Here is a 26,897-nt window from a genome sequence, read left to right on the forward strand (position 1 = left end):
GTAACCGATTCCAGGGTGCTCCGTTACCGACCAGAACGGTGCAGTTGCAACAGTGTCTCCAGTTTCCAGAGCGGAATGCCGTCCACTTCCTTCTTGCTGCTAAAAGCCAACCCGCCGACAAACAACGCAATCAATCCCAGGCAAGCCAGGACCAGAGCACCGCGAGAAATATCTGGGGTCGCACTGGAGTGGTAGGCGACCATCGAACCTCCAACAGGTGATTCATCGAGGAACGCTAATCGATCCACCAATGCATCGGTGCGCACCGCCGCACTCATCGCACTGGCGAGTTGAATCTGCCCGGCCGCCTTCGCCTCCGCATACCCTTCTTGCGCCTGCGTCACTTGCACGACGGCCCGACCGATACGCTCCTGTATCGTCGCGGCCATCTGATCTTCTTCCTGAATGGCTTCGACTATCGACCGGCCAAGCATCGCTTGCCTCGTCGACTCGAACTGGTCATGCATGCGCTGGCCGATCAATTCGGCCCTACGAATGAGCGCCGTGTTGAAGTCGCCCGCGTACTGATCGGCCGAGAGAACTCCACTCGCAAGGCCGCGACGCGTCTGATTCACAACGGCCTTACCCATGACAAATTGCATCCGTGCCCGATGATCGGCTTCCTGTCCGAATGCACGCAACTCCGCCAGCACCAGCGGACTCAGCAACGTCGTCGAGAGTAGCTGAGACTCACTTACCGCCCGGTTGAGCTCCATGGCGGACGTAGAGATCGCGGCACCAGCCTCCCGGTCGAGCAAGACATCCTGAAGAATCGCTTGGCCTAAAACCGGCTGGAGATACTGCATGCCCGCGGAAGGACCCTGCGTCACGCTGGTCATGTTTACTGCGGGAGCGATCGGTGCCTGCCAAAAACCATCGGCAGCCGTCACCAATAGATAGCCGCCGAAGAGCGTGGCCACCAATCCGATGGCAACCATGACATCAACGAGGTCATATTTTCGTCCCATGATGCCCTCCTATCCTGCCTCGGGGAGTTCGGCGCGGGGCAAACAGGCAGGATGCCGGCGCGCCGGAAACAGATCCGCACCAGATTGCTGTCGTCTCAGCATAAAGACATCCTCCTTGATGGGTGTAGGGCGGAGCAGAACATCTGCAGAATAGAAATGTATCCCCTGCTTGCGAGGCACAACGCGCAGGTCGAGAAGTCTGAAGAGAATGGTCGCTGCTGAGGGCTGCGGCCGGAGGAGAAGGGACAGCGCTGGCTTGGTCACAGCGGCGGTCATGTTCGCCACGGAGGACCATGTGACCACCTGCAGAAAGGGTGGCATTGAACAACGCAAACAGTCTATGCCTCGCTCAAAGGGCAGTCAATACGGCAAGAACGAAGAGCGGGCGCGGGTTGCCGGGCACAACTCATTTTCGGCATAAATTATGACGATGAACCCATTCCAGGCCGGAGATTCAGTACAATGTTGGATGTGCCTGTATGGCCTTCTCCGCACACAGCAGGACGCCATGCCAACTACCCCCACGCTCATGCTGCTGGTCGTATGGATACTTCTCGGCCCGGTTTCCATCACGGCTTCCCAGCCGTCGACATTTCAACAGCGCGACGGAACCACCGGCACCCTGTCTCCGCTGGATGAACAACACGCCATCTATTCCGATGCCCATGGGAATAAGAGCGTCACCCATCTCGGATCCGGCCTTCCCTCACACACATTCAGTTCTCCCCATGGCGGAGCGCCTGGATTCGTGACCCCGTTCGGAACCCCGACGCCACCAAATCTCATCACACCGCCCCCGCTGCTGCCGCCCCAACCTCGAGGCATGGCAACCCCGTATCCACAGGCGCCCTCATCATCCTGGCGACAATCGGGCCGATAGGGCCCGAGCGACCAGGCTCCGATCATGCCCGCCCCAGTCAACTTACAAAAGAGCACGGTTGAATCTCTTCAGGTCTTTCGTTAAGTTACGGGCAATGACCATCTCCCGCGCACGCCTCATCCTGCTTGCCTGCGCGAGCGGTCTCCTCTATCCCCTTTCCTTCCCCGCGTTCGACCTTGGCATCTTGGCCTGGTTCGCGCTGGTCCCGCTGCATATCGCGGTCGAATACCTCGCACCCGGCCGCGCCTTTCGCATCGGATGGCTCTCCGGCACACTGGCCTTCACGGGCTCGATGTTCTGGGTCATTACCGCTATGAACGTCTACGGGAAGGTCCCCTTTCCGATTGCCACGCTGGTGATGCTGCTGCTCACAGTCTACCTCGGGCTCTACATGGCCATTTATGCTGGGGGACTGTCGTGGATCAGAACTGCGTTCCCGACGCTTGGCTTCTTACCGGCACCGTTTCTCTGGGTGACATTGGAACTGATCCGCACCTACTTTCTCTCCGGCTTGCCCTGGGCGCTATTCGGCTATTCCCAATATCAATGGATCCCCATCATTCAGCTGGCCGACCATTTCGGGGTGTACGGCGTCTCATTCCTCCTGGTGCTGGTCAACGCCGCGATTGCCGAAACGATTATCTGGAGCCTCAAAGCCTATCGCGGATTTCAGATTCGCTCCTTTCCCTGGCCGTCATCGGTCGCGGCGGCGGCCGGATTCGGCGTGGCCCTGTTTTATGGCACCACGTTGCTGTCTGCCGCTCAGCACACACCCGCCCGCACGTTGTCGGTGGGAGTTGTACAACCGAATGTTGAACAGGCGCAGAAATGGGATGTGGCGTTCCGTCAGGAAACCATGGCGCGCTACGATCGGCTCACCGCGGGATTGGGCGACAACTTGGATCTCATCGTCTGGCCTGAAGCCGCCACGCCCTTTGTCTTTGAAATGGAACCGCAATACCGCGCGATCGTGCAGGACATGGCCCGCCGCGCCGGTGCCCCGCTGCTCTTCGGCAGTCCGGCGTTACGACGCCATCCGGACGGGCGCCCCTTCCTGCTCAACAGCGCCTACCTGCTCGCAACGGATGGCCAGATCCTCGGTCGCTACGACAAGCAACATCTAGTGCCCTTCGGCGAATACATTCCATTCCACAACTCCCTGCTGTTCTTCCTCGACAAACTGGTCGAAGGAATCGGCGACTTCGAAGCCGGCCCGGGCTCCACGTTGTTGATGTTCAGACCTCATGAAAAGACGCCACCCATTCCAACCCCGGCGACCAATACCGATTTCCATGTGAAATTCGGCGTCGTTATTTGTTACGAAGTGATCTTTCCTAATCTCGTGCGAGAGTTTGCAGCGAACGGGGCTGACTTCATGGTCACGGTCACGAACGACGCCTGGTTCGGTCCATCATCGGCGCCCTATCAACATTTTGGCATGGTGGTCTTTCGTGCCGTCGAAAACCACGTCGCCTTCGCGCGGGCAGCCAATACCGGCATCTCCGGATTTATCGACCCGTACGGCCGTATCCTGCAACAGTCACCGATCTTCTCGCAGGAGGCGCTGAGAGGGACGATTGCCGTCGGCCATCAACGGACCTTTTACTCGCAATACGGTGATCTCTTTGCTTATGCCTGTGCTATACTCATCGCGCTTTTATGCCTGACCGGCTACTTCTCACACGACACAGAACCGGCCGGTGGTGAACCAGCCGGGCGACCGGCCTGAGAGAGAAAGGACCGTGCCATGTTAGATGATGTCCGGACCCGTGTGCGTTCCCTCGGCGAACAGCTGGCCCAACTACGGGGGCATCTTTGACCTGGCTCGGATGACCGCTGAACTCAACGATATCGAAGTCAAAACCTCCCAGCCCGATTTCTGGAAAGATACGCAGGCTGCCGCCAAGGTGAACCGCCGCAAAGCGGCCCTTGATCGCGAACTGTCGCGCTGGCGAGACACTGAACGCCGGCAAAACGACATGGAAGCACTCCTGGAACTGGCGCTGGAATCCGGCGATGCCGGGCTGGAGCAGGAACTCATAACCGAACTCGAGCCGTTCGAAAAAGCCGTCGCCCAATTCCGCATCGAGTTATTGCTCTCGGGCGAATTGGACTCGAGTAATGCCATCTTCGCCATCCATCCCGGGGCCGGCGGAACCGAGTCGCAAGACTGGGCGCAAATGCTGCTGCGCATGTATGTGCGATGGGCCGAACAAAAGGGATTTAAGGTCGAAACGTTGGATCTGCTCGCGGGAGACGAAGCCGGCATTAAGAGCGCAACCCTGTCCGTGACCGGCCCCTATGCCTATGGTTATCTCAAAGCTGAAGCCGGCGTACACCGCCTCGTGCGGATCTCCCCGTTCGACGCCAACAAACGGCGACATACGTCCTTTGCATCGGTCTTTGTGTATCCCGAGCTCGAAGACGACGTGCAAGTGGTGATCGACGACAAAGATCTTCGGGTGGATACGTTTCGCGCCGGAGGCGCCGGCGGTCAAAACGTGAACAAGGTCGAAACCGCGATTCGTATCACCCACATTCCGACCGGTATCGTGGTCCAATGCCAAAACGAGCGGTCGCAACTACAAAATCGCAACGGCGCCATGAAAATTTTGAAGGCGCGCCTGTTTGAAGTGGAACTACGGAAGAAAGAAGCCGAGTTCAATGCCATCGTCGGCGAGAAGAAAGATATCGCCTGGGGCAGTCAGATCCGGTCCTATGTCTTCCAGCCCTATCAGATGGTAAAAGACCACCGGACGGGACACGAAGTCGGCCAGGTCTCCGCCGTCATGGATGGTGAGCTGGATGGGTTCATCGAAGCCTATCTCCAGAGAAAACTCACCGGCGGGAAAGCCCCGGAGCCGGCCTCAATGAAGGATGACGACCTGTAAAGAAAGGGAGCTGATAGCCTATGGCCTCTAGCAGATAGCAGGAACCGGAGCTTGTTCCGGACCATCAGCTATTCGCCAACAGCCATACGCTCCGTGTGATCATGGATGAACTGAACGATCAACGCCAACAACGTATCAAGAAACTCGACCACCTTCGGCAACTCGGTGTGGCGCCTTATGGCACGCGCTTCGAAGTCAAGGACCGAGCCGGCCAACTCACGCGCCTGCACGGTGAAAAAGCCAAAGACGTCCTCGAACAGGAGCACATCAGTTGCACCATCGCCGGCCGTATCGTCGGCCTGCGCCGTTTCGGCAAAGCCGCCTTCGCAGTCTTACAAGACGGAGCGGACCGCCTGCAGGTCTATCTAAAAAAGGACACCCTGGGCGACCAAGCCCACCAGATTTCAGAGGGACTGGATCTCGGCGACTGGATCGGGGTCACGGGTATCCTGTTCCGCACCAAGACCAACGAGTTTACCGTCGAGGTGAAAACCCTCACGTTCCTGAGTAAGGCACTCCGCCCGTTGCCGGAAAAATGGCATGGACTCACCGATGTCGAAACCCGATACCGCCAACGCTACGTCGATCTCATTGCCAATCCTCAGGTGCACCAGATTTTCGCGCTACGCAGCCGGATCGTCTCCGGGATCCGCGCCTTTCTGACCGAACGCGGCTTCCTCGAAGTCGAAACACCGATGATGCATCCGATTCCCGGCGGCGCCGCCGCGAAACCCTTCGTCACGCATCACAACGCCCTGGGTGCCGAGCTGTATCTTCGCATCGCCCCGGAACTGTACCTGAAGCGACTGATCGTCGGCGGCTTCCCACGCGTGTTTGAAATCAACCGGAACTTCCGAAACGAAGGCATTTCAACGATTCACAATCCCGAGTTCACCATGTTGGAGTTCTACGTCTCCTATGCCGACTATCACGATCTGATCGTGCTGACCGAGGAACTCTTCGGTCGGTTGGCGCAGGACATTCTCGGCAGCACCACCATCGACTATCAAGGCACCGCGATCAATCTGGGATCGCCCTGGCGTCGATGGTCATATTACCAATCGATTCTGGAAGTGAATGACCTGCCGCCGTCTGTCCTCACGAATCGAGACGAGGCCCTCGCGGCGGCCTCACGCCTGGGCGTCGAGGTGTCTCCCAAGGAATCCCTGGTGAACATCCTCAACGAGATTTTCGAAGAGACCGTCGAACCGCGCCTCCAGCAGCCGACGTTCATCACCGATTACCCGATCGAAATTTCCCCGCTCGCGCGCAGAAAAGATTCCGATCCTTCACTGACCGACCGATTTGAGCTCTACATCGCAGGGCGCGAAATCGCCAACGCCTTCTCCGAGTTGAACGATCCGCTCGATCAACGGGAACGGTTTGAAGCCCAGGCGGCCAAACATGCGGCCGGCGACGAAGAAGCCCACCGAGTGGATGAAGACTTCCTGCGCGCACTTGAATACGGCATGCCGCCCACCGCAGGCGAAGGCATCGGCATCGATCGCCTGGTCATGCTCTTCACCAATCAGTCCTCCATCCGGGATGTCGTCCTCTTCCCTCAGTTGAGGCCTGAAAAGTAGACATGGCGCTGCCCTATGAAATCTTCATCGGATTGCGTTACCTGCGCGCAAAGCGACGCAACCGCACCATCTCCTTCAATACCATCGTCTCCATCGCCGGAATTACCCTCGGCGTCGCCGCCCTGATCGGCACGGTCGGAATCATGACCGGGTTCAAGGAAGATGTGCAGGCCAAGATTCTCGGCACCACCGCGCACATCCTCGTGAACGACCGTATGAAAGAATCGATAGTCGACTACGAAGAGCAAGTACAGAAGGTCGTGGGCGTTCCGGATGTCGTCGCGGCCACCCCGTTCATTTTCCGCCAGGTCCTGCTCACCTCTCCGTCTGGCGTCCAAGGCATTATTCTTCGCGGGATCGATCCGACGCGGGAAGGGACCGTTACCGAGCTGGCTCATAACCTCGTCAACGGCGCTCTCGACGATCTCTCCCATCAGAATAAAGTGGTTATTCCCGACAAGGAACGGGAACCGAACGGTCCCGACACGGCCATGCGCCCGGGAATTATTCTCGGGAAAGAGCTCTCGATGCGGCTCAGCGCTTTTCCGGGCGACACGCTGAATGTGGTCTCTCCGGTGGGACCGGTCACCGGCGCCAGCATGACGCCGAAAATCAGGCAGTTCGTCGTCGTCGGGATCTTTCACTCCGGCATGTACGAATACGATTCCTCCCTGGCCTACATCGAACTGGGTGAGGCCCAGAAGTTTTTCAACATGGGCGCCAGTGTGACGGGCATCGAGGTCAAGGTGACCGACGTGTTTCGCGCCGCGGATATCGCCCGCGCGATCGAGCACCATTTGGGATTCGCCTTCTGGGCCCGGGACTGGATGCAGATGAATCGCAACCTGTTCTCGGCCCTCAAACTGGAAAAAACGATGATGTTCCTGCTGCTGGTCTTGATCACCATCGTGGCCTCCTTCAACATCGTCAGCACGCTCACCATGATCGTGACAGAGAAGCAGCGCGAGATCGCCATCCTGAAAGCCATGGGCGCGACGCGTAAAGGCATCATGCGTATTTTCATGCTCAACGGCCTTATTATCGGTTGCTCCGGCGCGGCCATCGGTGTCCCGCTCGGATACACGTTTCTCTGGCTGATCCAGACGTTTTGGACATTCGACCCGACCGTGTATTACATCTCCCGCATTCCGGTCCATGTGCTGGGATCAGATGTGCTGCTCGTTGCGGGGTCGGCAATTTTGATCAGCTTTGTGGCCACGCTGTATCCATCGCTCCAGGCAGCCAAACTCGATCCGGCGGCCGCCCTGCGTTATGAATAACCCGGCGCGCGGAGACGTTCCTGAACATTTCGCCTTGAACATGTCGCAGTACCGTGCATAAATGATTGACGTCGTCGATCTCTACAAATCGTTTCCGATGGGTGGGCGCGAGCTGGTGGTGTTGAACAACATCAACCTGCACATCAAACGCGGCGAACTCATCACCATCATGGGCGCCTCCGGAGCCGGCAAGAGCACCTTGCTGCAAATCCTGGGCACCTTGGATCGCCCGACGAAGGGCACCGTTTCGTTCGACGGCCAAGATCTGTTTCAACTCACGGAGCAGCAACAAGCGGAGTTTCGGAACAGGCGGGTCGGGTTTGTGTTTCAATTCCACCACCTCTTACCTGAATTCTCGGCGCTCGAAAACGCCTGCCTCCCGGCCATGATCCAGAAACGTGACATGGCCGATGTCGTCGGCGAAGCCACCAAACTCCTCAGCGAAGTCGGTTTGGCGGATCGGCTCCACCACAAGCCGGGAGAATTGTCCGGGGGCGAACAGCAACGGGTCTCCGTCGCACGCGCCTTGATGCAGCAGCCGGATCTGGTGCTGGCGGATGAGCCGACAGGCAACCTTGACTCCCACACCGGCGAGGCGCTGTTCGCACTGCTTCGTCAATTGAACCACTCCCGTGGAACGACTTTCGTCATCGTCACCCACAACGACAAACTCTCGTCTCAGGCCGACCGGATCGTCTCCATGCAAGACGGGATGATCGTGTCTTCCTAGCGCATCGCTCGTCGGCCACCTGGAAGCGGTTGCTCATGCGGTCAGAATGAGCGGCCAGGCCGAGCCGGTGTTTTCTTGACGACTTCAGGATCTTTTCGTAGACTGACTCAGCATTGTCACTGAAAGTAGCGTTTGAGCGATTGTATGAAGATATCGTGTACACCATACGTCCGATTCACGGCTCTCTGTCTGACCATCCTCCTGCCGATTCAGGCGGCTGCGGTAGAATTTGTGTTCGTCGGCTCACGTCAAATGGGTATGGGTGGAGCCGGAGTAGCCACCACCTCCGATTCACTGGCCACCTATTGGAACCCTGCCGGCATGGCGATGAGCAAAAAGTTCGATATCCGCTTTCAAGGTGGCGGCCAAGTGGTCGATCGCGGCGATGTGTTTGATTCGCTCAAAGACATCAACAACCTGAACTTGAACGATACCTCGGCCGGGAACATCGCCCGCCTCCAGCAGCAAATCGATCGCCTCAACCGTCCCGGCACCAACCTCACGGCGGCGGCCTCCGGTGGCCTCTATGTCAAAGGGAACTTCGGTGAACATGCGTTGGGGTTCAACGTCTCCGATGTGGCCACTGCCGGCGGATTCCTCCGCAGCCCGGTCGGATTTACGAATAACGGCACCAACCTCAGCGTCAACGGGCAATTCGCCATGAACGGGCTGGAAGTCCGCCAGGCCGCCCTCTCCTATGCCTATGCCTTCATGGATCGAATGTTTTCGATCGGTATCACCGGCAAGCTCATCCAGGGTGCGGCCTATACGGGTGCGACAAACATCCGCGGGGCCAGCGACGATATCAAAGTGTTTGAGGACATCGGACGCGCCAAGATCTCCACGGCCATCGGGATCGACGTGGGCGCGATGTTCCGCCCATCATCCTGGTTGCGGATGGGGATCGTGGCCAAGGACATTAACGCACCCACCTTCGACGCGGCGAACGGAGACAAGTTCAAATTGCTCCCCCAAGTCCGTACCGGCGTGGCGGTGAACCCATACAACTCCCTGACGTTGACGGCAGATGTGGATATTACGAAGAACAATACACTCACCCCCGGCGTCTATAGCCAGGTATTGAGCCTCGGAGCCGAGCAAACCATCTTGTCCGAATTACTCTCCTTCAGGGCCGGCGCGTTTAAGAATATGCAGGACGCGAAGACGCCATTTATTCCGACCGCAGGCTTCGGACTTCGCATCCTAGCCTTGCGCATCGATATCGCCGGCGGGTATGATTTCAGAGACCAGGCGGCCTTGGCATCCGGCTCGGTTGCCTTCACTTTCTAGAGCGACCTTCGCACTGAACCAATCTGCTACACTTGCTGTACGAACCATGACACGATACACAGTTCGGACCATCAGCGTGATGTTGTGCCTTGTGATGACCGGCTTCCTGGCCGGTTGCGGAGGCTTACAAGAAATGTGGGAAGGACCGGCTGCACGCGGGTTCTACCCTAAGACCATGGCTATCCTCCCGATTTCAGGCACCTACGATAGCGCCCGGGAAGACGTGGAAGAGGTGGTGGCGAAGGTGCTGATCAAGAGCCGGCGCGTCGAGAAGGTGGTGCCGCCCGACCAGGTCACCGATACGTTCCAGACCACCAAAGACGCATTCGACGCCCTGGTGACCTACTTTTCACGCATGGAAACGACCGGTCAATCGGACAAGAATTCCGCAATCAAGATCGGGCAGGCACTGGCAGCCGACTCACTGCTGGTGGTCAAGGTGAATGCCTGGGAATACACGAGAGAAGAAGGCGATAACATCGCCCGCGTGGGTCTCAGCATGCGTCTGGTCGACGCCATCAACGGCGCCATTGTCTGGAAGGCGCGGCACCAGATTCAGGAAAGTTACCTCTTCATTCGTCCGGATATGCGAGATCTGGCCACCAAGCTGACGACGGACATGGTCAAGTACATGCCGCCCGAGAAACGGTAACCTTACCCGCCCCGTTTCGAGCCACCCTCCCCGACGGCTCCTCTACGCAGATTGTCGATCGCCAATCCGAACTGATTCGAGAGACTTGCGAGTTCCAGCACATCCCAGTTGCTGAAGGGCTTACCGCTGCGTCGGTTCACCACTTCCAACACACCCACCGCCCGCGTTCCCATGCGAACAGGCACCGAAACTAACGAGGCGACCGACAAGGCAGTCTGCCATCCCTGGCCGGCGACCAAGCGAGCATCCTGTCCCCCCTGTGTGATCAGCACGGCTTGGCCGGTACGATGGACGCCGGTGGCAATCGGCGACTGAAACACCGGCAGTCCGGCTGCGCGCTCCCCGGCAACCGTATATAGAGTCAATGTTCCATCGCCGGCCGTGAGGAACAATGCCCCGGCCTCCGCCTCGACCAAACGCACCGCGGCATCCAGCGCTCGACGTAATTTCTCCTCCTCCGCCAGAGATGAATTCAACAGGTCACTCACCTGCTCCATGTGTTGAATCCGCAGGATTTTCGCCGCATATTTGACGGTCAGTCGAGCATGGTCGAGAGCCACAGCCAGCCAAGGTTCGACGGCCGCCACCACCGCCACTAACTTGCGTGCGGTCAAGCGCGACGACTTCCCGCTCTGTACCATGACGAGACCTTCCATCCGTCCGATCCGATGGAGTCGAAACCCCTGCAGGGCGCCATGCAGCATGCGGCCTTGCTGCTCGGTCTTCGCCAACATCTCCCGCCACTCTGCCGCAACTGAACCATGCACCGTGCCGGCCTCGGCCAAACAGATCATCTCGCGTGTCTGCTCATCACGCATATACACGGCAATCCCCTGCACTTTTGTCAGCTGCGAAAATACCTGAACGAACGCAGCCGACACGCCAATGGGGGAACGGACTTCCCCGTCAGGACCAGACACCGTCTCCAGTAAACGCTGCTGCACAGCGCGAATCACGCGATCCTCACCCATGGCGGCAGGGCCGCGGGCGGCCGCCTTGCGACGAGGCGCGACCGCTGTAGTTTTGGATGTCGTTTTGCGATTGGTTCGACTGACCTTACGACGAGCTACGGCCATGGCATCTCCTCATCTAAAGCGTCACACGTTGAACGGCAGGGAATACTCTCCACTGCCAGGCATGCACTGAATTCGAGCGACAATACGGAGTCAGGAACCGCCATTGTGGTCTACTAGACCAGATGGACAGAACTCCAAGGGACTGATTCCAAAAGATCTTGGCTGAAGGGCTGAAAAGAAGATTGCGGGGGGACAGAGGATTTTCCGACCTAGACCGGCTGCATAGCCTCCTTGAGGGATCGTACGAACGCACCCACTTCCTCAACGAGTCGGCCATCCTGTCCATGCGCTCCAACACGACGTACAATTGCGCTACCCACGATCACACCATCGGCTACCTGCGCGACCCGCGCGGCATCCTCCGGTGTAGCCACGCCGAAGCCAACGGCCACAGGCGTCTTGGTGTATTTTCTGATTTTGGCGACGTTTTCACCCACGCTCGCCATATCGTGTAGTTTAGCCCCAGTGATGCCCGTGATGGAAACATAATAGACAAATCCGCCGGACTCCTTCGCCACGTATGCCCGGCGCGACGCCGTGCTCGTCGGAGCCAACAGGAAAATGAGATGGAGCCCTAGCGCATCGGCCGGGCCACGCAACGGCCCCGCTTCATCGGCCGGCATATCGGGAACGATCAACCCATCCACACCGGCATCCGTGGCGAGACGGCAAAATTCTGCCTCCCCCAACGCATGGATGTTGTTGTAGTAGGCCATCAACACAATCGGGATTTGGGTTGAGATGCGCAGATGCCGTACGGACTCCAGAATTTTCCGCAGTGAGGTACCGCTTTGCAGGCCCCGCTCGGCCGCCTTTTGGATCACCGGCCCATCGGCGATGGGATCGGAAAAGGGCACCCCCAACTCAATCACGTCGGCGCCGGCCCGCTCCAATTCGAGTACTAACTGCTCGGTCTCCTGCAACGACGGATCACCCGCCATGAGATAGGTAATCAGCGCCTTCTGCCCCGTCGTCTTCAACCGACTAAATGTGTGATCCAAACGATTCATTTTTCAGGAATGCCTCCGCATGTCTTTCGTACCTCGTCGTTCGTCACTCGTCCTTCGTCCGAAAAAGAGTCTATGACAGATAGCGTATGGTCAACGATGGCGCGTAGGAGTCTTGTAACCAACTATACGCCATGAGCCATAGGCTCCGGTCTCCTACGAGAGACGCTTCACGAGAGACGTCTCACGTGATCGGATTACAGCGTCACGCCTTTGATTCTCGCCACCTGCTGCACATCCTTATCACCCCGCCCAGACAGGTTCACGATCAGGACCTGGCTCTTCTTCATGGTGGGCGCACACTTCACCACCTCGGCAATGGCGTGGGCACTTTCCAACGCAGGCATGATCCCCTCCTCCCGTGCGAGCAGATCGAATGCCGCTAAGGCTTCGTCATCCGTGACCGACGTATATTGGGCGCGGTTGGTTTCCTTATAGTAGCTGTGCTCCGGCCCCACCGCCGCATAGTCCAAACCAGCTGAGACGGAATGGGTGAGATTCACCTGGCCGTTCTCATCCTGCAACAGATAGGTCATGGTCCCTTGAAGCACGCCGGGTCGACCGCCTGCGAATCGGGCCGCATGTTTGCCGCTCTCAACACCCAACCCGCCGGCTTCCACCCCGACCATTCTGACTTTCTTATCTTGGACGAAGGCGTGAAACAACCCCATCGCGTTGCTGCCGCCGCCGACACAGGCGATCAGACAATCGGGAAGGCGACCTTCCGCCGCAAGGATTTGCTTCCGGGCTTCACGTCCGATCACAGATTGAAAATCTCGGATCATCATCGGGTACGGATGCGCGCCCAGGACCGACCCCAACACGTAGTGCGTGGTCCGCACATTCGTCGTCCAATCCCGCATCGCTTCGCTGATGGCATCCTTCAATGTGCGGCTGCCGGCATCCACGCCGGTGACCGTCGAACCAAGGAGTCGCATGCGGAACACGTTCAGCGCCTGCCGCTGCATATCTTCCGTGCCCATGTAGATCTCGCATTCGAGACCGAACATCGCGGCCACCGTGGCCGTCGCCACTCCATGCTGGCCCGCGCCGGTCTCCGCAATGAGGCGAGGTTTTTTCATGCGTTTCGCCAGAAGCGCCTGCCCGATCGCATTGTTGATCTTATGGGCACCGGTATGACACAGGTCTTCACGTTTCAGATAAATCTTCGCGCCGCCCAACCGCTTTGTGAGTCGCTGCGCAAAGTATAGGGGCGTCGGCCGCCCGACATACTCTTTCAAATAATGCCTGAGTTCGGCTTGAAATCCCTTCTCCCGACGCGTGCGCTGATAGACCTCTTCCAACTCCAGCAGCGCGGGCATCAGGGTCTCGGGAACATATCGTCCGCCGTAGGGGCCGAACCGCCCATGTCGATCTGGTATCGCCATGTCTCTTCCTTCAGCTAGTCGTAAAAAATAAAAGTATAGACGCTACCCTAGCGGGAGACAAGCCTGACGGCCTGCACAAAAGCCCGGACCTTCGCATGATCCTTCCGACCCGGCGAGGCCTCGACTCCGCTGCTGACATCGACGCCATATGGCCGCACCTGCTCGATGGCCTGCGCGACATTCTCCGGCGTCAACCCTCCGGCCAGGAGGATACGTGTCACCGCTGCCGCTTCGGCGGCCAGCGACCAATCGGCCACCTGGCCGGTCCCGCCATAGGCGTCTGGCGAAAACGCATCCACCAGAAATCCCCGCACGCCGGCGCGGCCTTGAAACTCAGCCAAGGCCAGAAACGAGTGCCGATCCCGGAGACGAATCGCCTTCAGCATGGGTCGCCCCAGCTGCTCACAATAGGCCGCAGTCTCATCGCCATGGAGTTGCGCAAGAGCCAGGCCACAGCTGTCCATCACATCGCGCACCACTTTCGCATCTTCATTCACGAACACTCCGATCGGCAACACAAACGGGGGTAGCTCCTTCACGATGGCCTTCACCACCGCCATGTCCGCGCAACGAGGGCTCTTCTTATGAAACACAAACCCCACCGCGTCCGCGCCGGCTTCCACTGCCACCGCCGCATCCTCGGCATTCGTCAGACCGCAGATTTTGACCTTCACCGCCATCACGTCAGCAACTCGTCTTGCTCTTCTGCGTGCCGTAGAACCCGCGATAGGACCACTGGCAAGCCTGTCCTTTACCGTTGAACGTCAAGCCGATCAAATCCTGCCGCCCGTCCTGCTGAGCAATCGACCACTCGCATACTTCGCCGCCATCCTTGAACGAATGGCACCGCGTGGGAATGCCCATTTCCTTGATGCGGTCGTCTTTGCTGCTGCCCATCCAGGAGTCCCACTTCGGGGAATATTCATGGATCTCCTGATTCACGCAACCGGCTAAGGTCAGTAGCGCCGCCATCATAGCGAGAGAACATCGCGTCTTCATGGCTTCTCCTTGTTGGATTCATCACCCAGCAACTCCCGAATCTTCACGCCAATATCCTGCGCTCGGATCAATGACTCGCCGATCAGCATGGCATGAACGCCGGCCTCCACCAACCGCGTGACATCCTCCCGCTTGTGAATCCCGCTTTCGCTCACGATCAGCTTGTCACCGGGAATGCGCTTCGCCAATCGTAGGGTCACGCCCAGGTCCGTCGAGAAGGTCTTGAGGTCACGATTGTTGATGCCGATCATCCGCACATCCGGGAGCCATTCCAACACGGTATCGAGTTCTCGCTCATGGTGCGTCTCCACCAGCACATCGAGCGACAACTCTTTCGCCAGGGCCGAAAAGTCGATCAGTTGGCGTTTCTCCAGACCGGCCACAATCAACAAGACCGCATCGGCGCCATAGGCCCGGGCTTCGTAAAATTGAATGTCCGCCACCATGAATTCTTTATTCAGCGCAGGCAGGCCGACGTTCCGTTTCACCTCAGCGAGATACTCCAGGCTGCCCTGAAAAAAATCCTTATCCGTCAGCACGGAGACAGCCGCGGCCCCATGCTCCCGATAGGCTTCGGCGATGGCCACCGGCTCAAACCGCTGTTCAAACTCGGGGCGCAACAGGCCCAAGCTCGGTGAGGCCTTCTTGACCTCCGCGATCAGTGCGGGCCTGGTCGGTGTTCGTCGCGCGTCGAGGTTCACCGCAAACCCCAGCGTCGGACCGGCGTCGCGAATTTTAGTCTTCAGATCCGCGAGGTACCCGCGGCTGTTCTTGTGGCGAATTTCTGCCCTTTTATGTTCGAGAATACGATCGAGAATCACAATGTCACGAGGCCTTCTTGGTAAATGCGATGAGCTGTTCCAGTTTCTCCATCGCCGCACCCGAGTCGATGGTCTGCTGAGCCAGTTGAAACCCTTCCTGCAACGTCTTCGCCTTGTGCCCGGCCACGAACGCCGGCGCGGCGTTCAGACACACAATGTCGCGCTTCGGCCCTTTCCGTCCCCGAAAAATATCGCGCGTGATGGCGGCATTGTCCTCCGCACTCCCACCGACTAACTCTTTCGGCCTGACGCGCGTGAGCCCGAATTCCGTCGGATCGATCGTGTAACTCGATACGACACCGGCTTTGCCTTCTGAAATGCGTGTCCGGTCCGTGACGGTGATCTCATCCAGGCCATCCATACCGTGCACGACAAAACAATGTTGCGCACCCAGGTGAAGCAGCACCTTGGCCAACACCTCCGTCAGGCCGGCGTCGAAGACACCCACGACCTGGATGCGAGCGCCGGCCGGATTGGTCAACGGACCCAGGATATTCAGCATCGTACGAATCCCCAGCTCCTGCCGCGGCTGGGCGCAGTGTTTCATCGCGCTGTGGTAGAGCGGCGCGAAGAGAAACCCAATTCCCACCTCGTTCACACAATCGGCGACCCGATCAGGTGGCAAATCGATCGCCACACCTAACGCCGCCAGCACATCGGCACTGCCTGATTTGGACGAAACCGACCGGTTCCCATGCTTCGCGACGGTCAGACCGGCGCCCGCCACCACAAACGCCGCAGTCGTCGAAATGTTGAAAGTATGAGCCCGATCGCCGCCGGTCCCGCAGGTATCGACCACCTGGGAGTCTCTGACGCGGATCTTCGTCGCGCGGGCCCGCATGGCCTGCACCGAGCCGGCGATCTCCTCGACGGTCTCTCCCTTCATGCGCAGCCCCATGAGGTACGCGGCAATCTGGGCTGAGGTCGCCGCACCGTCCATGATCTCGCCCATGACGGCTTCAGCCTGTTGCTCGGTGAGATCCGACCGTTCGGCTACTGTATGGATGGCGTCTTTGATCATGAGGGGTGCGATCAGGATCGGCTATCGGCAATCAGTCAGAAGACCCCGCAGAGAACACTGATTGCAGCTGGTCGACGGCTGTGGGCTAGAGTTTCAAGAAATTCCTGAGCAGCTCCTTGCCCGCGGTGGTGAGGATCGACTCCGGATGGAATTGCACCCCCTCGATGCCCAACGTCTTATGCCGCATTCCCATAATCTCCCCTTCAGCCGTCTCGGCGCTAATCTCGAAACAGTCCGGGAGATTCTTGCGGTTCACAATGAGCGAATGATAGCGGGTGGCCTCAAACGGGTTCGGAAGGTTGCGGAAAATGGTGCGACCATCGTGGCGCACCATAGAGGTCTTGCCATGCATCAGACGCTCGGCACGAATCACTTCGCCACCGAACGCGACCGCCAACGATTGGTGTCCGAGACAGACGCCCAGCAACGGCAATTTGCCCCCAAAATATCGAATCGCCTCCACCGATATACCTGCCTCGTTCGGCGTGCAAGGGCCGGGCGAAATGACCAGCCGGCGCGGCTTCAACGCCTCGATCTCCTGGATGGAAATCTTGTCGTTCCGGTAGACGACCACATCTTCCCCCAACTCGCCGAAATATTGCACGAGGTTGTAGGTGAAGGAGTCGTAATTGTCGATCATCAACAACATATGAATGCTCGGAGCGTATGGCAGATGGCTTATAGCACGGACAAGAAGGTTTCTTCCCATCAGCTATATGCTATTGGCCATGCGCTCTTCTCCTATTCCAATCCCTGCTCGGCGAGTTCGATCGCTTTCATCATCGCCCGCGCCTTGTTGCAGGTTTCTTCATATTCATGTTCGGGGTTCGAGTCGGCCACGATGCCCGCGCCGGCTTGAATATAGGCCTGCCTCCCCTTGATGACGACGGTCCGGATGTTGATACACATGTCCATATTGCCGGAGAAACCGAAATACCCCACAGCGCCCGCATAGGGACCACGGCGCGTCGGTTCCAACTCCTCGATAATTTCCATCGCGCGAATCTTCGGCGCCCCCGACACGGTCCCCGCCGGAAAGCAGGCCCGCATGACGTCGTACACCGATTTGCCCTTTTCCAATTGGCCCGTCACCTGCGACACGATATGCATGACGTGAGAATACCGTTCGACCTGCATCAGCGACTCGACTTTCACCGAACCGCGCGCCGCCACTCGTCCCACGTCGTTCCGGCCCAGATCCACCAGCATCACATGTTCCGCCCGTTCTTTTTCATCCGCCAGCAGACGTCGTCCGAGTTCTTGATCTTCTTCCGGCGTCTGCCCGCGACGACGCGTGCCGGCAATGGGACGCAACGAGATCTGCCCATCTTCACACCGCACCAGCGTTTCCGGCGAGGATCCCACCAACTCCACGCCGGCCACACGCAGATAATACATGTAGGGCGAGGGATTGATGACCCGGAGGGCACGATAGAGCTGAAATGGCGTCGTATGGATCTGTGTTTCCCAGCGCTGCGACAGGACCGCTTGCACGATATCGCCCGAACGGATGTACTCCTTGGTCCGCGTGACCATCTTCTCGAAATCGGCCTTGTTCATGTTGGAAGTGAAGGTAATCGGCTTCCGGCGGCGCTTCTGGCGTGGTTGCCGCAGCGGCCGCTTCAACCGCGCGATCATCTTTTCGATCCGCGCCGTCGCATGACGATAGGCGTCACGGATATCCCGTTCCTTGGTCGATTCCAGATAGGCGTTCGCGACGACTTTGATTTTCTGCGACACGTTGTCGAAGATCAGCAGTGTATCGGTCAGCAGAAAAGCGAAGTCCGGCATTCCGAGACTGTCTCGACGCAGCGCCGGCAGCTCCTCGAACGTCCGCACCATATCGTAGCTGAAGTAGCCGACCGCGCCGCCGACGAACCGGGGCAGGCCGGGCACCGTCACCGGGCGATACGCTTCCATCAATTCCCGCAGCCGCTCCAACGGGTTGCCGCGGCTCTGAATCCGTAGATTCTTCTTCCCGCGGGTCAACACCAGATCGCCCTTCTCTTCACGAACCACGGCCGAGGAGCCGCTGCCCAAGAACGAATACCGTGCCCAATTTTCACCGCCGGCCACACTCTCCAGCAGATAGGCCGTCGGCCCATGGTCGATCTTGGCAAACGCCGACACAGGCGTCTCATAGTCCGCCAAAATCTCCCGATAGAGCGGAATCAAATTGCCTTCCGCCGCCAGGGCTCGAAACTCATCCAGGGTGAGAGAGTATTGCTGTCTACTCATACGACACGACCACGTCGCACTAAGGCCGGCTGACAATCAACTTCTGCCCGACTACGACCGTGTTATTCTCTAGATTGTTCCACTTCCGCAATTGATCCGCACCGACATGGTACTTCAGCCCGATACGATACAACGTTTCACCGGAACGCACGGTGTGGGTGGTGCCGGCTGCGGGCGCTGCTGCCGCACCGAGCGCATCCGCTGCCGTCTGCTCGTGACCGAATGTATCCTTGGCCGCTTCCTTCGCGGGCTCCAGCCCCAAGTCCGACGCCACATCATCGACGGCGGTCGTAAAGTCCTTCTTCAACGCCGACACGGCCTTCTTGCTCTTGGACGGAATCGTCGTCAGGCGCTTCATGTCTTCATGCGCCCGCTTCTCCAGCAGGCTCGCTTCCTTCATCGCCTGCGCCTCTTCCTGAATCTGAGCCGCCTGCTGACGCACCGCTTCCACCTGCGCGCCGAGTTCGCGATTCCGCGCCTCATAGTCACCCAGCTCGCGCTTGCTTCGTTTGACTTCACTGTCTAATTCGGCGCTTCGTTTCTCTTCCTGCGCCAGAAGTCGCTGGAAGTTCAGGCTGCGCGCTTTCTCGGCTTCATACTTCTCCGACATCACGCACCCGCTCAGATTCAAGCCGGTCAATACAAGCAGACCGATGGGAACTACCACTGCGCGTCTCATCCGTCCGTTTCGCTCACTCATCATGTCGCTCCTTCGTTGCTGCCCACTCAAGGGAAGGCTTTCCAATGCCATCAAGACAACCATCGCGTAGCGCATCCGCTTCCAATTCGCAGCCTTTGAAAGTCGGTAGAATACGGTCCAAGGCAGCGAAAGTCAAAGTGAAATGGGCCGATCGGACGTTTGACCCCCTCCCCGCCCCTATGCTACCGTTCGCACGAGATTGCCGTTCCGCCCATTCTATCCAATCGACGACACGAAAGACCATGTCATCCACACAACCAGCCGCTCCCCGAACACTCGCCATCGAGGGCATCACGCTCCACCTCGCTCAGCCCATGACGATGGGCCAGGAATGGATCGGGAACCGGGAGGTGTTGAAACAGCTGCTGGCCTGCTGGCTGGTGATCGACGAGCGTGACCTGCCGCTGTCTCCCCGCATCACCGGTCAGCCGGGGATCGGCAAGACCACCCTGGCGATGGCGGGGGCCCGCGAACGCAAGCAGGATCTCTATGTGTTTCAGTGCACCGCCGATACCCGCCCGGAAGACCTGCTGATCACGCCTGTCCTGGCGGAATCCGGCACCATCAGTTACCACGCCTCACCGCTGACTACCGCGGTGCTCACGGGCAGCATCTGCGTGCTGGACGAGGGCAACCGCATGAATGAAAAAAGCTGGGCCTCTCTTGCCTCGCTCCTGGATCACCGGCGCTGCGTGGAATCCATCATCGCGGGCATTTTGATCCGGGCCCATGCCGATTTCCGCTGCTGCGTGACCATGAACGAAGATGCGTCCACCTACGAGGTGCCCGACTATATCCTGTCGCGCTTGCAACCGACATTGGGCATGGGCTTCCCCGCGCGCGAAGACGAGCTGGCGATTCTTCGGTACCATTTGCCCTTTGCCCCGGCGGAGATGCTGGCCATGACCGTCGAATTTCTCCAGGAAGCCCACCAGCTCAGCCTAGAATATTCCGTGCGCGACGGCATCCATCTGCTGCAGTATGCACTGAAGCGTCGTGCGCAGGACCCGGCGCACCCGCTGTCGGCCGATGCCGCCTGGCGGGAATCACTGATCAAAGTCCTGGGCGACGAAGCACTCGACCTGCCGACTCAGTCACGCCGACGCAAGCGTGCCTTGGGCGACCAGGCCCTGCCGCAAGGCCTCGGCGATTTCTTTTTCGAAAGCGACGACCCCCTACATCCCGGCCGATAATGGCAGTGTCATCCTCCACCGCCGACTCCGTCTTCCGCCTCTCACCGCGCATCGAATTGTTCCCGCTTCTGCATGGAAGCGGAGATGTCGCTCAAGAGGTGCGCGACCGGCTGACCGACCGCCGATACGACTGCCTCGCAGTGCCGCTTCCACCCTCCTTCGAACATCCGCTGGAAGACGCCGTGCTGGGCCTGCCGGCGATCAGCGTGATCGTCCAGCCGGAACGCGAGCAGGAAGCCGGCGCCATCGTCAACTACGTGCCGGTCGATCCCTGCCAGGCGGTCATCATGGGGATTCGCGTGGCCATGGGAGAAGGTATCCCCAGGGCCTATATCGATCGCGAAACCGCCGTCGTGGAACCGGTGCCCTTCGTCTCCCCCGATGCCTATGCGCTCAAACGCCTCTCCTACGCCGCCTTTGCGGCGGCGATGGTGCCCACGCTCACGCTGCCTACGGAAGGTAGCCAGCAGCAGGCCCGCATTGCCTGGATGGCGTTTCAGCTCCACCAGCTCGAAATGGAATACGAGCAGATTCTCTGCCTCTGTCATTTCGCCGACTGGCCCTGGATTCGTCAGGCGTACCAGCAGCGAACCGACTATCAAATCCCGGCGCTCGACTTCGGGCGGCCTGAACGGTATCTCGTCGAGCCGGCCTCGCTCTATTTCATCTTAGGTGAACTGCCGTTCCTGACGGAGCTGTATGAACGACGCCGTGCCACCGTCCATTCGGACCGCCACCTCTCCATCGATGGGATCAAAGAACTCCTGCTCGAAACACGCACACGGTGGCAGACCGGCCATGATGCAGAGGGCCAGACCGTTCCCACTTGGGTGACACCGCAGTTACTGCAAGCCTACCTACAGTATGTGCGAAACCACGCGCTACTGGACCGGCGTTTGACGCCCGATCTCTACACACTCGTGCTTGCCGCAAAACAGATGGCGGGGGATGATTTCGCGGTTCGCCTGCTCGAAACCGCCAAGAGTTACTCCTATCAAGACATTGAGCCCAGCCAGGTTCCTCGTCTCTCGGCCGGGCTCGGGCAATTCGCCCTGCCGGACGAGCAGATTGTGCAGGCAAAAAACCGGCTCCAGGGGACGCCGCTCACCTGGCGTTCGCTCTCGCTCCGGCCACGACCGCCGGGTCGCACGAGCCGACAGTGGTCCTATCTGTGGAATCCACATCGGCAATGTTCCTGGCCGCCGGAAGATTCCAAGATCGAAAGTTTCCACACCCATGTCCGCGAGCAGGCGAAGGCCATCATCGGGGCCGATCTCGCCAAAAGCGAGAAGTTCACCACCTCGATGAAAGATGGGATCGACATCCGGGAAAGCCTGCGCCATTGGCATCAGCGACAGAAGCCGGGTCGTCCGCAACGGATGGAGATTTACGTCAAAGAAATTCCCCCCGCGCGCGGGAACGTGGATACCGTGATTTTTTTGTTCGATACCCCAGGTGATCCGGAGCAGTACAGCTGGCAAGCCACCTGGTATGCCGAACATGCGCAGGAGTCCACCCTCTGTTTCTATGCCACTCCCTTCCTGAACAACATGATCGCGCCGGGCATCGGGCAATCGCGTTACGGTGGCGCCCTGTTTATTTTCCCGCCCCGCCCGATCCCCGATATTTGGACCGACGAGGCACTCGGATTTGCCAAGACGCTCGAAGAGCGTTTGATTGCGGCCGGAGCGGTCCATTCACGTGAAACACACCTGGCCCTGGTGACACCGGTTCCGCCCAAAGCGCGCTGGAGGCAGATTGCCAAACAGTTTGGTCGGCAACTGGTCCCGATTCCGTTGAGCCGGTTTTCAGGCCAGATGATCGACCGTCTGCGGCGGTTCCATGTCTTGAACGGACACGAGATCCGCAGCTTCGCAGCCCAATTTATTCGTGAGTAACCAGCCCATGTCTCATCAACCAGTCGAACAACGGATCGCCGATCTTCGCCGGCACATTCGCCATCACGACCACCTCTACTACACGAAGGACCGGCCGGAGATTTCCGACGCGGAATACGACCGGCTCTTTCGCGAACTGGTCGAACTGGAAACCGCCCATCCCGACCTGGTCACCGGCGACTCGCCGACCCAACGAGTCGGCGCACCCCCGCTGGACGAACTCACCAAAGTGTCACACGAAAAACCGATGCTGAGTCTCGACTCCATCACCGATCAGGATGATGTCCGCGCCTTCGATACGCGGATGAAACGGGAGCTGGAAACCGACCAGATCGTGTACACCGCGGAACCGAAGTTCGACGGCTTGTCGGTGGAACTCGTCTACGACCGGGGCACATTCGTGCGTGGCGCCACCCGCGGAGATGGGATGGTCGGCGAAGATGTGACGATCAATCTGCGAACCATCCGCGCGCTGCCGCTGCAGCTCGATCCTCATCCGACCCTGCCGGCGCACCTGGTCGTGCGCGGCGAGGTGTACATGCGGCTGGATGAATTTCAGGTATTGAATCGCCGCATGACGGAACGGGGTGAGGAAGGATTTGCGAACCCGCGCAATGCCGCCGCAGGCTCGTTGCGGCAGCTGGACAGCCGCATCACCGCGGCGCGCCCGTTGACCCTGACCTGTTACGACATCATGTCGGTATCAGGCACGTTCCCCGCCACGCATTGGGACGAATTGGAGTCCCTCGCAGCCTGGGGCCTCCCCGTGCCGGAACACCGACAACGCTGCCACTCGATCGACGAAGTCCTCTCGTTCCAACAGACCACCGATGCGATGCGGGACTCGCTTCCGTTTGAAATCGACGGCGTCGTCGTCAAACTCGACCGTCGGGCGTGGCAAGATCAGCTTGGCAGCAAATCCCGCAGCCCCCGTTGGGCGATCGCCTATAAATTTGCGCCTCGAAAAGAAATCACGGTCATTCAAGACATTGTCGTTTCGGTCGGTCGCACCGGCACCCTGACACCGTTGGCCTTACTCAAGCCGGTGGAAGTCGGCGGCGTAACGATCAGCCGGGCTACGCTTCACAATGCCGATGAGGTGGCACGCAAAGATGTTCGCGTCGGCGATACGGTGAAAGTCGAGCGAGCCGGCGACGTGATCCCGGCCATCGCCGAGCGTGTCGCGGTCCCCGGAGAAACGAGGCAGGACCCGTTCGTCATGCCAGACCATTGCCCGGTATGCGGATCAGCCGCGGCGCGCGAGGGAGCCTATTTCTACTGCACCGGCCAGACCCTCTGCCTCGCGCAACTGAAGGGCTCCATCGAACACTTCGCCTCCAAGAGCGCGTTGAATATAGACGGGATGGGAAAAAAGACGGTGGCCCAGTTGGTCGACGTAGGACTGGTCCGCGACCTGGCGGACCTCTACAGTCTCACCAAAGAGGCGATCCTCACACTGGAAGGGTTCGCCGATCGGTCGGCGACGTTGTTGCTCGAATCGATCGACCGCAGTAAATCCGTCTCTCTCGACCGGCTGTTGATGGGACTTGGCATCAGACAGGTTGGGCAGCATATCGCGCGCGTGCTGGCAAAACAGTTCGGCACCCTGCCGAAGCTGATGTCGTCGACGCAGGAGGACTTGCTGCAGGTTCGCGAAATCGGCCCGGAGATCTCTGCAAGCCTCGCCTCGTTTTTCACTGAAGAACGGAACCGAGCAGTCATCACGCGCCTGATCGAACGAGGCCTGACGATCGCTCCCCCCTCGGCTGAAAACACAGCCGGCAGCCAGAGCCTCGCGGGCAAGACATTCGTCTTCACCGGCGGCCTGGCCGGGTATAGCCGAGATCAAGCCAAACAGCTGGTGGAGCAATTCGGAGGGCAGGTCTCGTCGAGCGTCAGCAAGAAGACGTCATTTGTGGTGGCGGGAACCGATCCGGGGTCGAAACTGGACCAAGCCCAGACACTAGGAGTACGGATTCTGACAGAAACGGAATTTACCGCTCTAGTGACGCCTGAGTGACCGGCACATGCTCATCGATGATGGGCTCATGCGTGATGGGATGTTTCTCTTCTTTATAGATCTGCACGCTCTTGATCACGCGCGGATCCGCCTCATGAATGACCAGGCGGCAGTTCGCAATATGCACTTCTTCACCGACCTTCGGTATCCTGCCCAACTCGTGCTGCACCAGGCCGCTGATCGTCACGGCATCGTCGCCTAAATCCACCTTGAGGAAATCGTTGACCTTCCTCACCTCGGTGCGCCCATGCACCAGGATCTGGTTCTTGCCGATACGCTTGATCAACTCTTCGGTGATGTCGGTCTCGTCGACGATCTCGCCGACCACTTCCTCCAGCAGATCTTCCAACGTGACCAATCCCATCACGCCGCCGAACTCGTTGACTACAATCGCCATGTGGCGTTTGTCCAACTGAAACTGCTTCATCAGGTCGTCGGCGGATTTCGTATGCGGGATGAACAGCGCAGGCTGCGCAATGTCGCGAAGCTTCATCTCCGTATGACCCTGGGCCAACGCCGTCAAGGCCTTGGTCTTGTAGAGAATCCCGATAATGTTGTCCAACGTCCCTTCGTACAACGGGATCCGGGAATATTTCGACTTGAACAGCAACTCCTTCGCTTCGCGCAGATACTGATTGCAGTCGAGCGAGAACATGTAGATACGCGGCGTCATGCAATCTTCCGCTGTGATGTCCTTCAGCTGGAAGACGTTCTTGATCATCTTCACTTCCTGCGCTTCGATCGCGCCGCTCTTGCTGCTCTGATCCAGCATGATCTTCAGCTCTTCTTCCGTGACAAACGGCACGTTGAGCCCTTTGCCGCCGGTCAACTTATAAATGAGCGGCACCACGAAGAACATGATCGGCGTGAGCACCTGCTGGGCCGCATAGGCCGGATAGGCCATGTTCAGCACCACAGGAACCGAGTATTTGGCAGCCAGGGTCTTGGGTACCAAGTCGGCAAATACCAACAAAACAAACGTGAGAATACCGACCAGAACCGCGAAGGCTTCGCCCAGCACACCTTCCAGCCCCTGTCCTCCGAATCGATTCAAGGCAATAATCGTCGCCAATGAGGCCGTGGCGGTGTCGATCAGTCGATCTCCGACCAGGATGGTCAGCAGGAGGCGTTGCGGATCGGTTCGAAGATGAAGGGCCATTTCGGCCCGCTTGCTGCCCGTATCGGCCAGCGCCCTGAGCTTCGTATCGTTGACGGAGTAGAATCCGACCTCAACGACAGAAACCACCGCCGACAATAGAATGAGGACTATCAGTACGATAATGTCCATATGACCTATCGAGGTTAGAGGTGCAGACTCAAGTTGAAGGTGTGAATGATGGAACCTTGGATCAGTTCGAAGCCTGGGGTTCGAACTGCAAGACTTGCCCTCTGTCGTGAGAAGACAACCAGACCGGGTCCTCTCGGGTCACTTTCATCCATCGCGTATTACAATTAGCACAGGTAGACAGATGCATCAAGCACTACAGCAATTCCACCCCGGCAACAAATAGTCAGCATATCAGTCATTTAGGATATTTGCCATGCTCCCGCCCCTCAAGGATTCCCCGTAGTCCCCCCTACCGCATCGTCGCGCACGATAAATGGGTCGGTCTCCAGGGCCCGTCTCAGATGCGCGGCGGCTTGCTCGGCGGCGGCCTCTGTTCGAAATTGTCCCGCGTAGACTCGATACCGGCGTCCGTCCGGCAAATCAATCCCGACGATCTTGGAACCAGGATAGGCGTCCTTCAGCCGCTCGACCAGCACTTGCGCGTTGGCCGGATCGGCAAAGGAACCGACCTGCACGCGCAACACCCCCATCCCCCCGGCTCGTCCCTCGTAACTAATCACCCGGAGTTCGATCTCATCGGTGCCGCGCCCGACCATCCCGACGGCCTGGGCTCCAGCCAGGGACAGGTCCAAAATTCTCCCGCGCGCAAACGGCCCCCGATCATTGATCCGCACCGTCACCTGGCGGCCGGTGCTCAGTGATCGCACAACCGCCACCGATCCCAGCGGCAAGGTCCGGTGCGCGGCGGTCAACTTGTGCATGTCGTAGACTTCCCCATTTGCCGTGCGGTTACCGTGGAAGCCAGGCCCGTACCAGGACGCGCTACCCCGCTCGACAAACCCCAACGGATAGCCGGGCGGGTACGACGGACGCGCCGGACTCCAGCCGGAACACCCGCTGAGCCATGTGGTGAGGAGAAGAATGAAGAGGGGGAAAAGAAGACGGCGTATGCTTGTCCTCTTCTCCCCCAGCAT

The 26,897-nt window shown here is 58.9% G+C and carries 24 protein-coding genes; 11 read left to right on the forward strand and 13 right to left on the reverse strand.

The genetic code is table 11. The features are described 5' to 3' along the window. Nucleotides 1-23: 23 nt before the first annotated feature. The gene (locus V9G17_02030) at nt 24-968 is read right to left on the reverse strand and encodes a hypothetical protein (protein MEI2751354.1); all 945 of its coding nucleotides are present in this window, start codon (nt 966-968) and stop codon (nt 24-26) included. 508 nt (nt 969-1,476) lie between these two features. Here V9G17_02030 and V9G17_02035 point away from each other — a divergent pair. The 8 genes from V9G17_02035 to V9G17_02070 all read left to right on the forward strand — a co-directional run bounded on the left by V9G17_02035 (nt 1,477) and on the right by V9G17_02070 (nt 10,274). Beyond that, the gene (locus V9G17_02035; GenBank protein ID MEI2751355.1) at nt 1,477-1,848 is read left to right on the forward strand and encodes a hypothetical protein; all 372 of its coding nucleotides are present in this window, start codon (nt 1,477-1,479) and stop codon (nt 1,846-1,848) included. Nucleotides 1,849-1,942: 94 nt separating this feature from the next. Further along, a complete protein-coding gene (gene lnt, locus V9G17_02040) occupies nt 1,943-3,577 on the forward strand; it encodes an apolipoprotein N-acyltransferase (protein ID MEI2751356.1) in 1,635 nt (544 codons plus the stop codon). Between the two features lie 18 nt (nt 3,578-3,595). Continuing rightward, nucleotides 3,596-4,739, forward strand: a protein-coding gene (prfB, locus tag V9G17_02045; GenBank protein MEI2751357.1) for a peptide chain release factor 2 whose coding sequence is annotated in 2 segments (ribosomal slippage) — nt 3,596-3,664 and nt 3,666-4,739 — 1,143 coding nt in all. Because the reading frame shifts where the segments join, the coding sequence is not laid out codon by codon here. Between the two features lie 101 nt (nt 4,740-4,840). Beyond that, nucleotides 4,841-6,322 (forward strand): lysine--tRNA ligase, encoded by a 1,482-nt coding sequence (gene lysS, locus V9G17_02050; protein ID MEI2751358.1) that lies wholly within the window; start codon nt 4,841-4,843, stop codon nt 6,320-6,322. 2 nt (nt 6,323-6,324) lie between these two features. Then, nucleotides 6,325-7,602, forward strand: coding sequence for an FtsX-like permease family protein (locus V9G17_02055; GenBank protein MEI2751359.1), 1,278 nt, complete (start codon nt 6,325-6,327; stop codon nt 7,600-7,602). Between the two features lie 61 nt (nt 7,603-7,663). Then, complete coding sequence (locus V9G17_02060; protein MEI2751360.1) at nt 7,664-8,332, forward strand: ABC transporter ATP-binding protein; 669 nt, start codon at nt 7,664-7,666, stop codon at nt 8,330-8,332. Between the two features lie 144 nt (nt 8,333-8,476). Continuing rightward, nucleotides 8,477-9,622, forward strand: coding sequence for a conjugal transfer protein TraF (gene traF, locus V9G17_02065; GenBank protein MEI2751361.1), 1,146 nt, complete (start codon nt 8,477-8,479; stop codon nt 9,620-9,622). Nucleotides 9,623-9,668: 46 nt separating this feature from the next. Beyond that, nucleotides 9,669-10,274 carry a hypothetical protein gene (locus tag V9G17_02070; GenBank protein MEI2751362.1) on the forward strand — a complete coding sequence of 202 codons (606 nt, stop codon included), beginning with the start codon at nt 9,669-9,671 and terminating at the stop codon, nt 10,272-10,274. Nucleotides 10,275-10,276: 2 nt separating this feature from the next. On the opposite strand, the gene V9G17_02075 is transcribed toward V9G17_02070, so the two are convergent. From V9G17_02075 to V9G17_02120, 10 genes are all read right to left on the reverse strand, one after another. After that, on the reverse strand, nt 10,277-11,350 hold the full coding sequence (locus V9G17_02075) for a GAF domain-containing protein (protein MEI2751363.1): 1,074 nt from the start codon (nt 11,348-11,350) through the stop codon (nt 10,277-10,279). Between the two features lie 209 nt (nt 11,351-11,559). Beyond that, nucleotides 11,560-12,360, reverse strand: a complete 801-nt coding sequence (trpA, locus tag V9G17_02080) for a tryptophan synthase subunit alpha (protein MEI2751364.1) — start codon at nt 12,358-12,360, stop codon at nt 11,560-11,562. A gap of 194 nt (nt 12,361-12,554) precedes the next feature. After that, complete coding sequence (gene trpB / locus V9G17_02085) at nt 12,555-13,745, reverse strand: tryptophan synthase subunit beta (protein ID MEI2751365.1); 1,191 nt, start codon at nt 13,743-13,745, stop codon at nt 12,555-12,557. A gap of 47 nt (nt 13,746-13,792) precedes the next feature. Next, nucleotides 13,793-14,425: a phosphoribosylanthranilate isomerase gene (locus V9G17_02090; protein MEI2751366.1), complete on the reverse strand. Its 633-nt coding sequence runs from the start codon at nt 14,423-14,425 to the stop codon at nt 13,793-13,795. A 4-nt stretch (nt 14,426-14,429) separates the two neighbouring features. Then, a complete protein-coding gene (locus tag V9G17_02095) occupies nt 14,430-14,744 on the reverse strand; it encodes a hypothetical protein (GenBank protein ID MEI2751367.1) in 315 nt (104 codons plus the stop codon). Further along, complete coding sequence (trpC, locus tag V9G17_02100; GenBank protein ID MEI2751368.1) at nt 14,741-15,565, reverse strand: indole-3-glycerol phosphate synthase TrpC; 825 nt, start codon at nt 15,563-15,565, stop codon at nt 14,741-14,743. Before trpC ends, V9G17_02095 begins: the two co-directional genes overlap by 4 nt. A 4-nt stretch (nt 15,566-15,569) precedes the next feature. Then, nucleotides 15,570-16,586 carry an anthranilate phosphoribosyltransferase gene (trpD, locus tag V9G17_02105; GenBank protein ID MEI2751369.1) on the reverse strand — a complete coding sequence of 339 codons (1,017 nt, stop codon included), beginning with the start codon at nt 16,584-16,586 and terminating at the stop codon, nt 15,570-15,572. Between the two features lie 85 nt (nt 16,587-16,671). Beyond that, nucleotides 16,672-17,235: an aminodeoxychorismate/anthranilate synthase component II gene (gene pabA / locus V9G17_02110; GenBank protein MEI2751370.1), complete on the reverse strand. Its 564-nt coding sequence runs from the start codon at nt 17,233-17,235 to the stop codon at nt 16,672-16,674. A 92-nt stretch (nt 17,236-17,327) separates the two neighbouring features. After that, nucleotides 17,328-18,824 (reverse strand): anthranilate synthase component I, encoded by a 1,497-nt coding sequence (gene trpE, locus V9G17_02115; GenBank protein MEI2751371.1) that lies wholly within the window; start codon nt 18,822-18,824, stop codon nt 17,328-17,330. 19 nt (nt 18,825-18,843) lie between these two features. Next, a complete protein-coding gene (locus V9G17_02120; GenBank protein MEI2751372.1) occupies nt 18,844-19,527 on the reverse strand; it encodes a LysM peptidoglycan-binding domain-containing protein in 684 nt (227 codons plus the stop codon). 239 nt (nt 19,528-19,766) lie between these two features. Between V9G17_02120 and V9G17_02125 the strand changes: the two genes are divergently transcribed. The 3 genes from V9G17_02125 to ligA are packed head-to-tail and all read left to right on the forward strand — an operon-like array spanning nt 19,767 to nt 24,635. Continuing rightward, a complete protein-coding gene (locus V9G17_02125; GenBank protein MEI2751373.1) occupies nt 19,767-20,717 on the forward strand; it encodes a MoxR family ATPase in 951 nt (316 codons plus the stop codon). Continuing rightward, nucleotides 20,717-22,615, forward strand: a complete 1,899-nt coding sequence (locus tag V9G17_02130; protein MEI2751374.1) for a hypothetical protein — start codon at nt 20,717-20,719, stop codon at nt 22,613-22,615. Before V9G17_02125 ends, V9G17_02130 begins: the two co-directional genes overlap by 1 nt. Before the next feature lie 7 nt (nt 22,616-22,622). Next, nucleotides 22,623-24,635, forward strand: coding sequence for an NAD-dependent DNA ligase LigA (gene ligA / locus V9G17_02135; protein ID MEI2751375.1), 2,013 nt, complete (start codon nt 22,623-22,625; stop codon nt 24,633-24,635). Here ligA and V9G17_02140 read toward each other — a convergent pair. Further along, nucleotides 24,610-25,923 (reverse strand): hemolysin family protein, encoded by a 1,314-nt coding sequence (locus V9G17_02140; protein ID MEI2751376.1) that lies wholly within the window; start codon nt 25,921-25,923, stop codon nt 24,610-24,612. The genes ligA and V9G17_02140 overlap by 26 nt on opposite strands. 266 nt (nt 25,924-26,189) lie before the next feature. Further along, nucleotides 26,190-26,897, reverse strand: coding sequence for a septal ring lytic transglycosylase RlpA family protein (locus tag V9G17_02145; GenBank protein MEI2751377.1), 708 nt, complete (start codon nt 26,895-26,897; stop codon nt 26,190-26,192).

This window comes from Nitrospira sp., assembly GCA_037045225.1.
Lineage (GTDB): Bacteria > Nitrospirota > Nitrospiria > Nitrospirales > Nitrospiraceae > Nitrospira_A.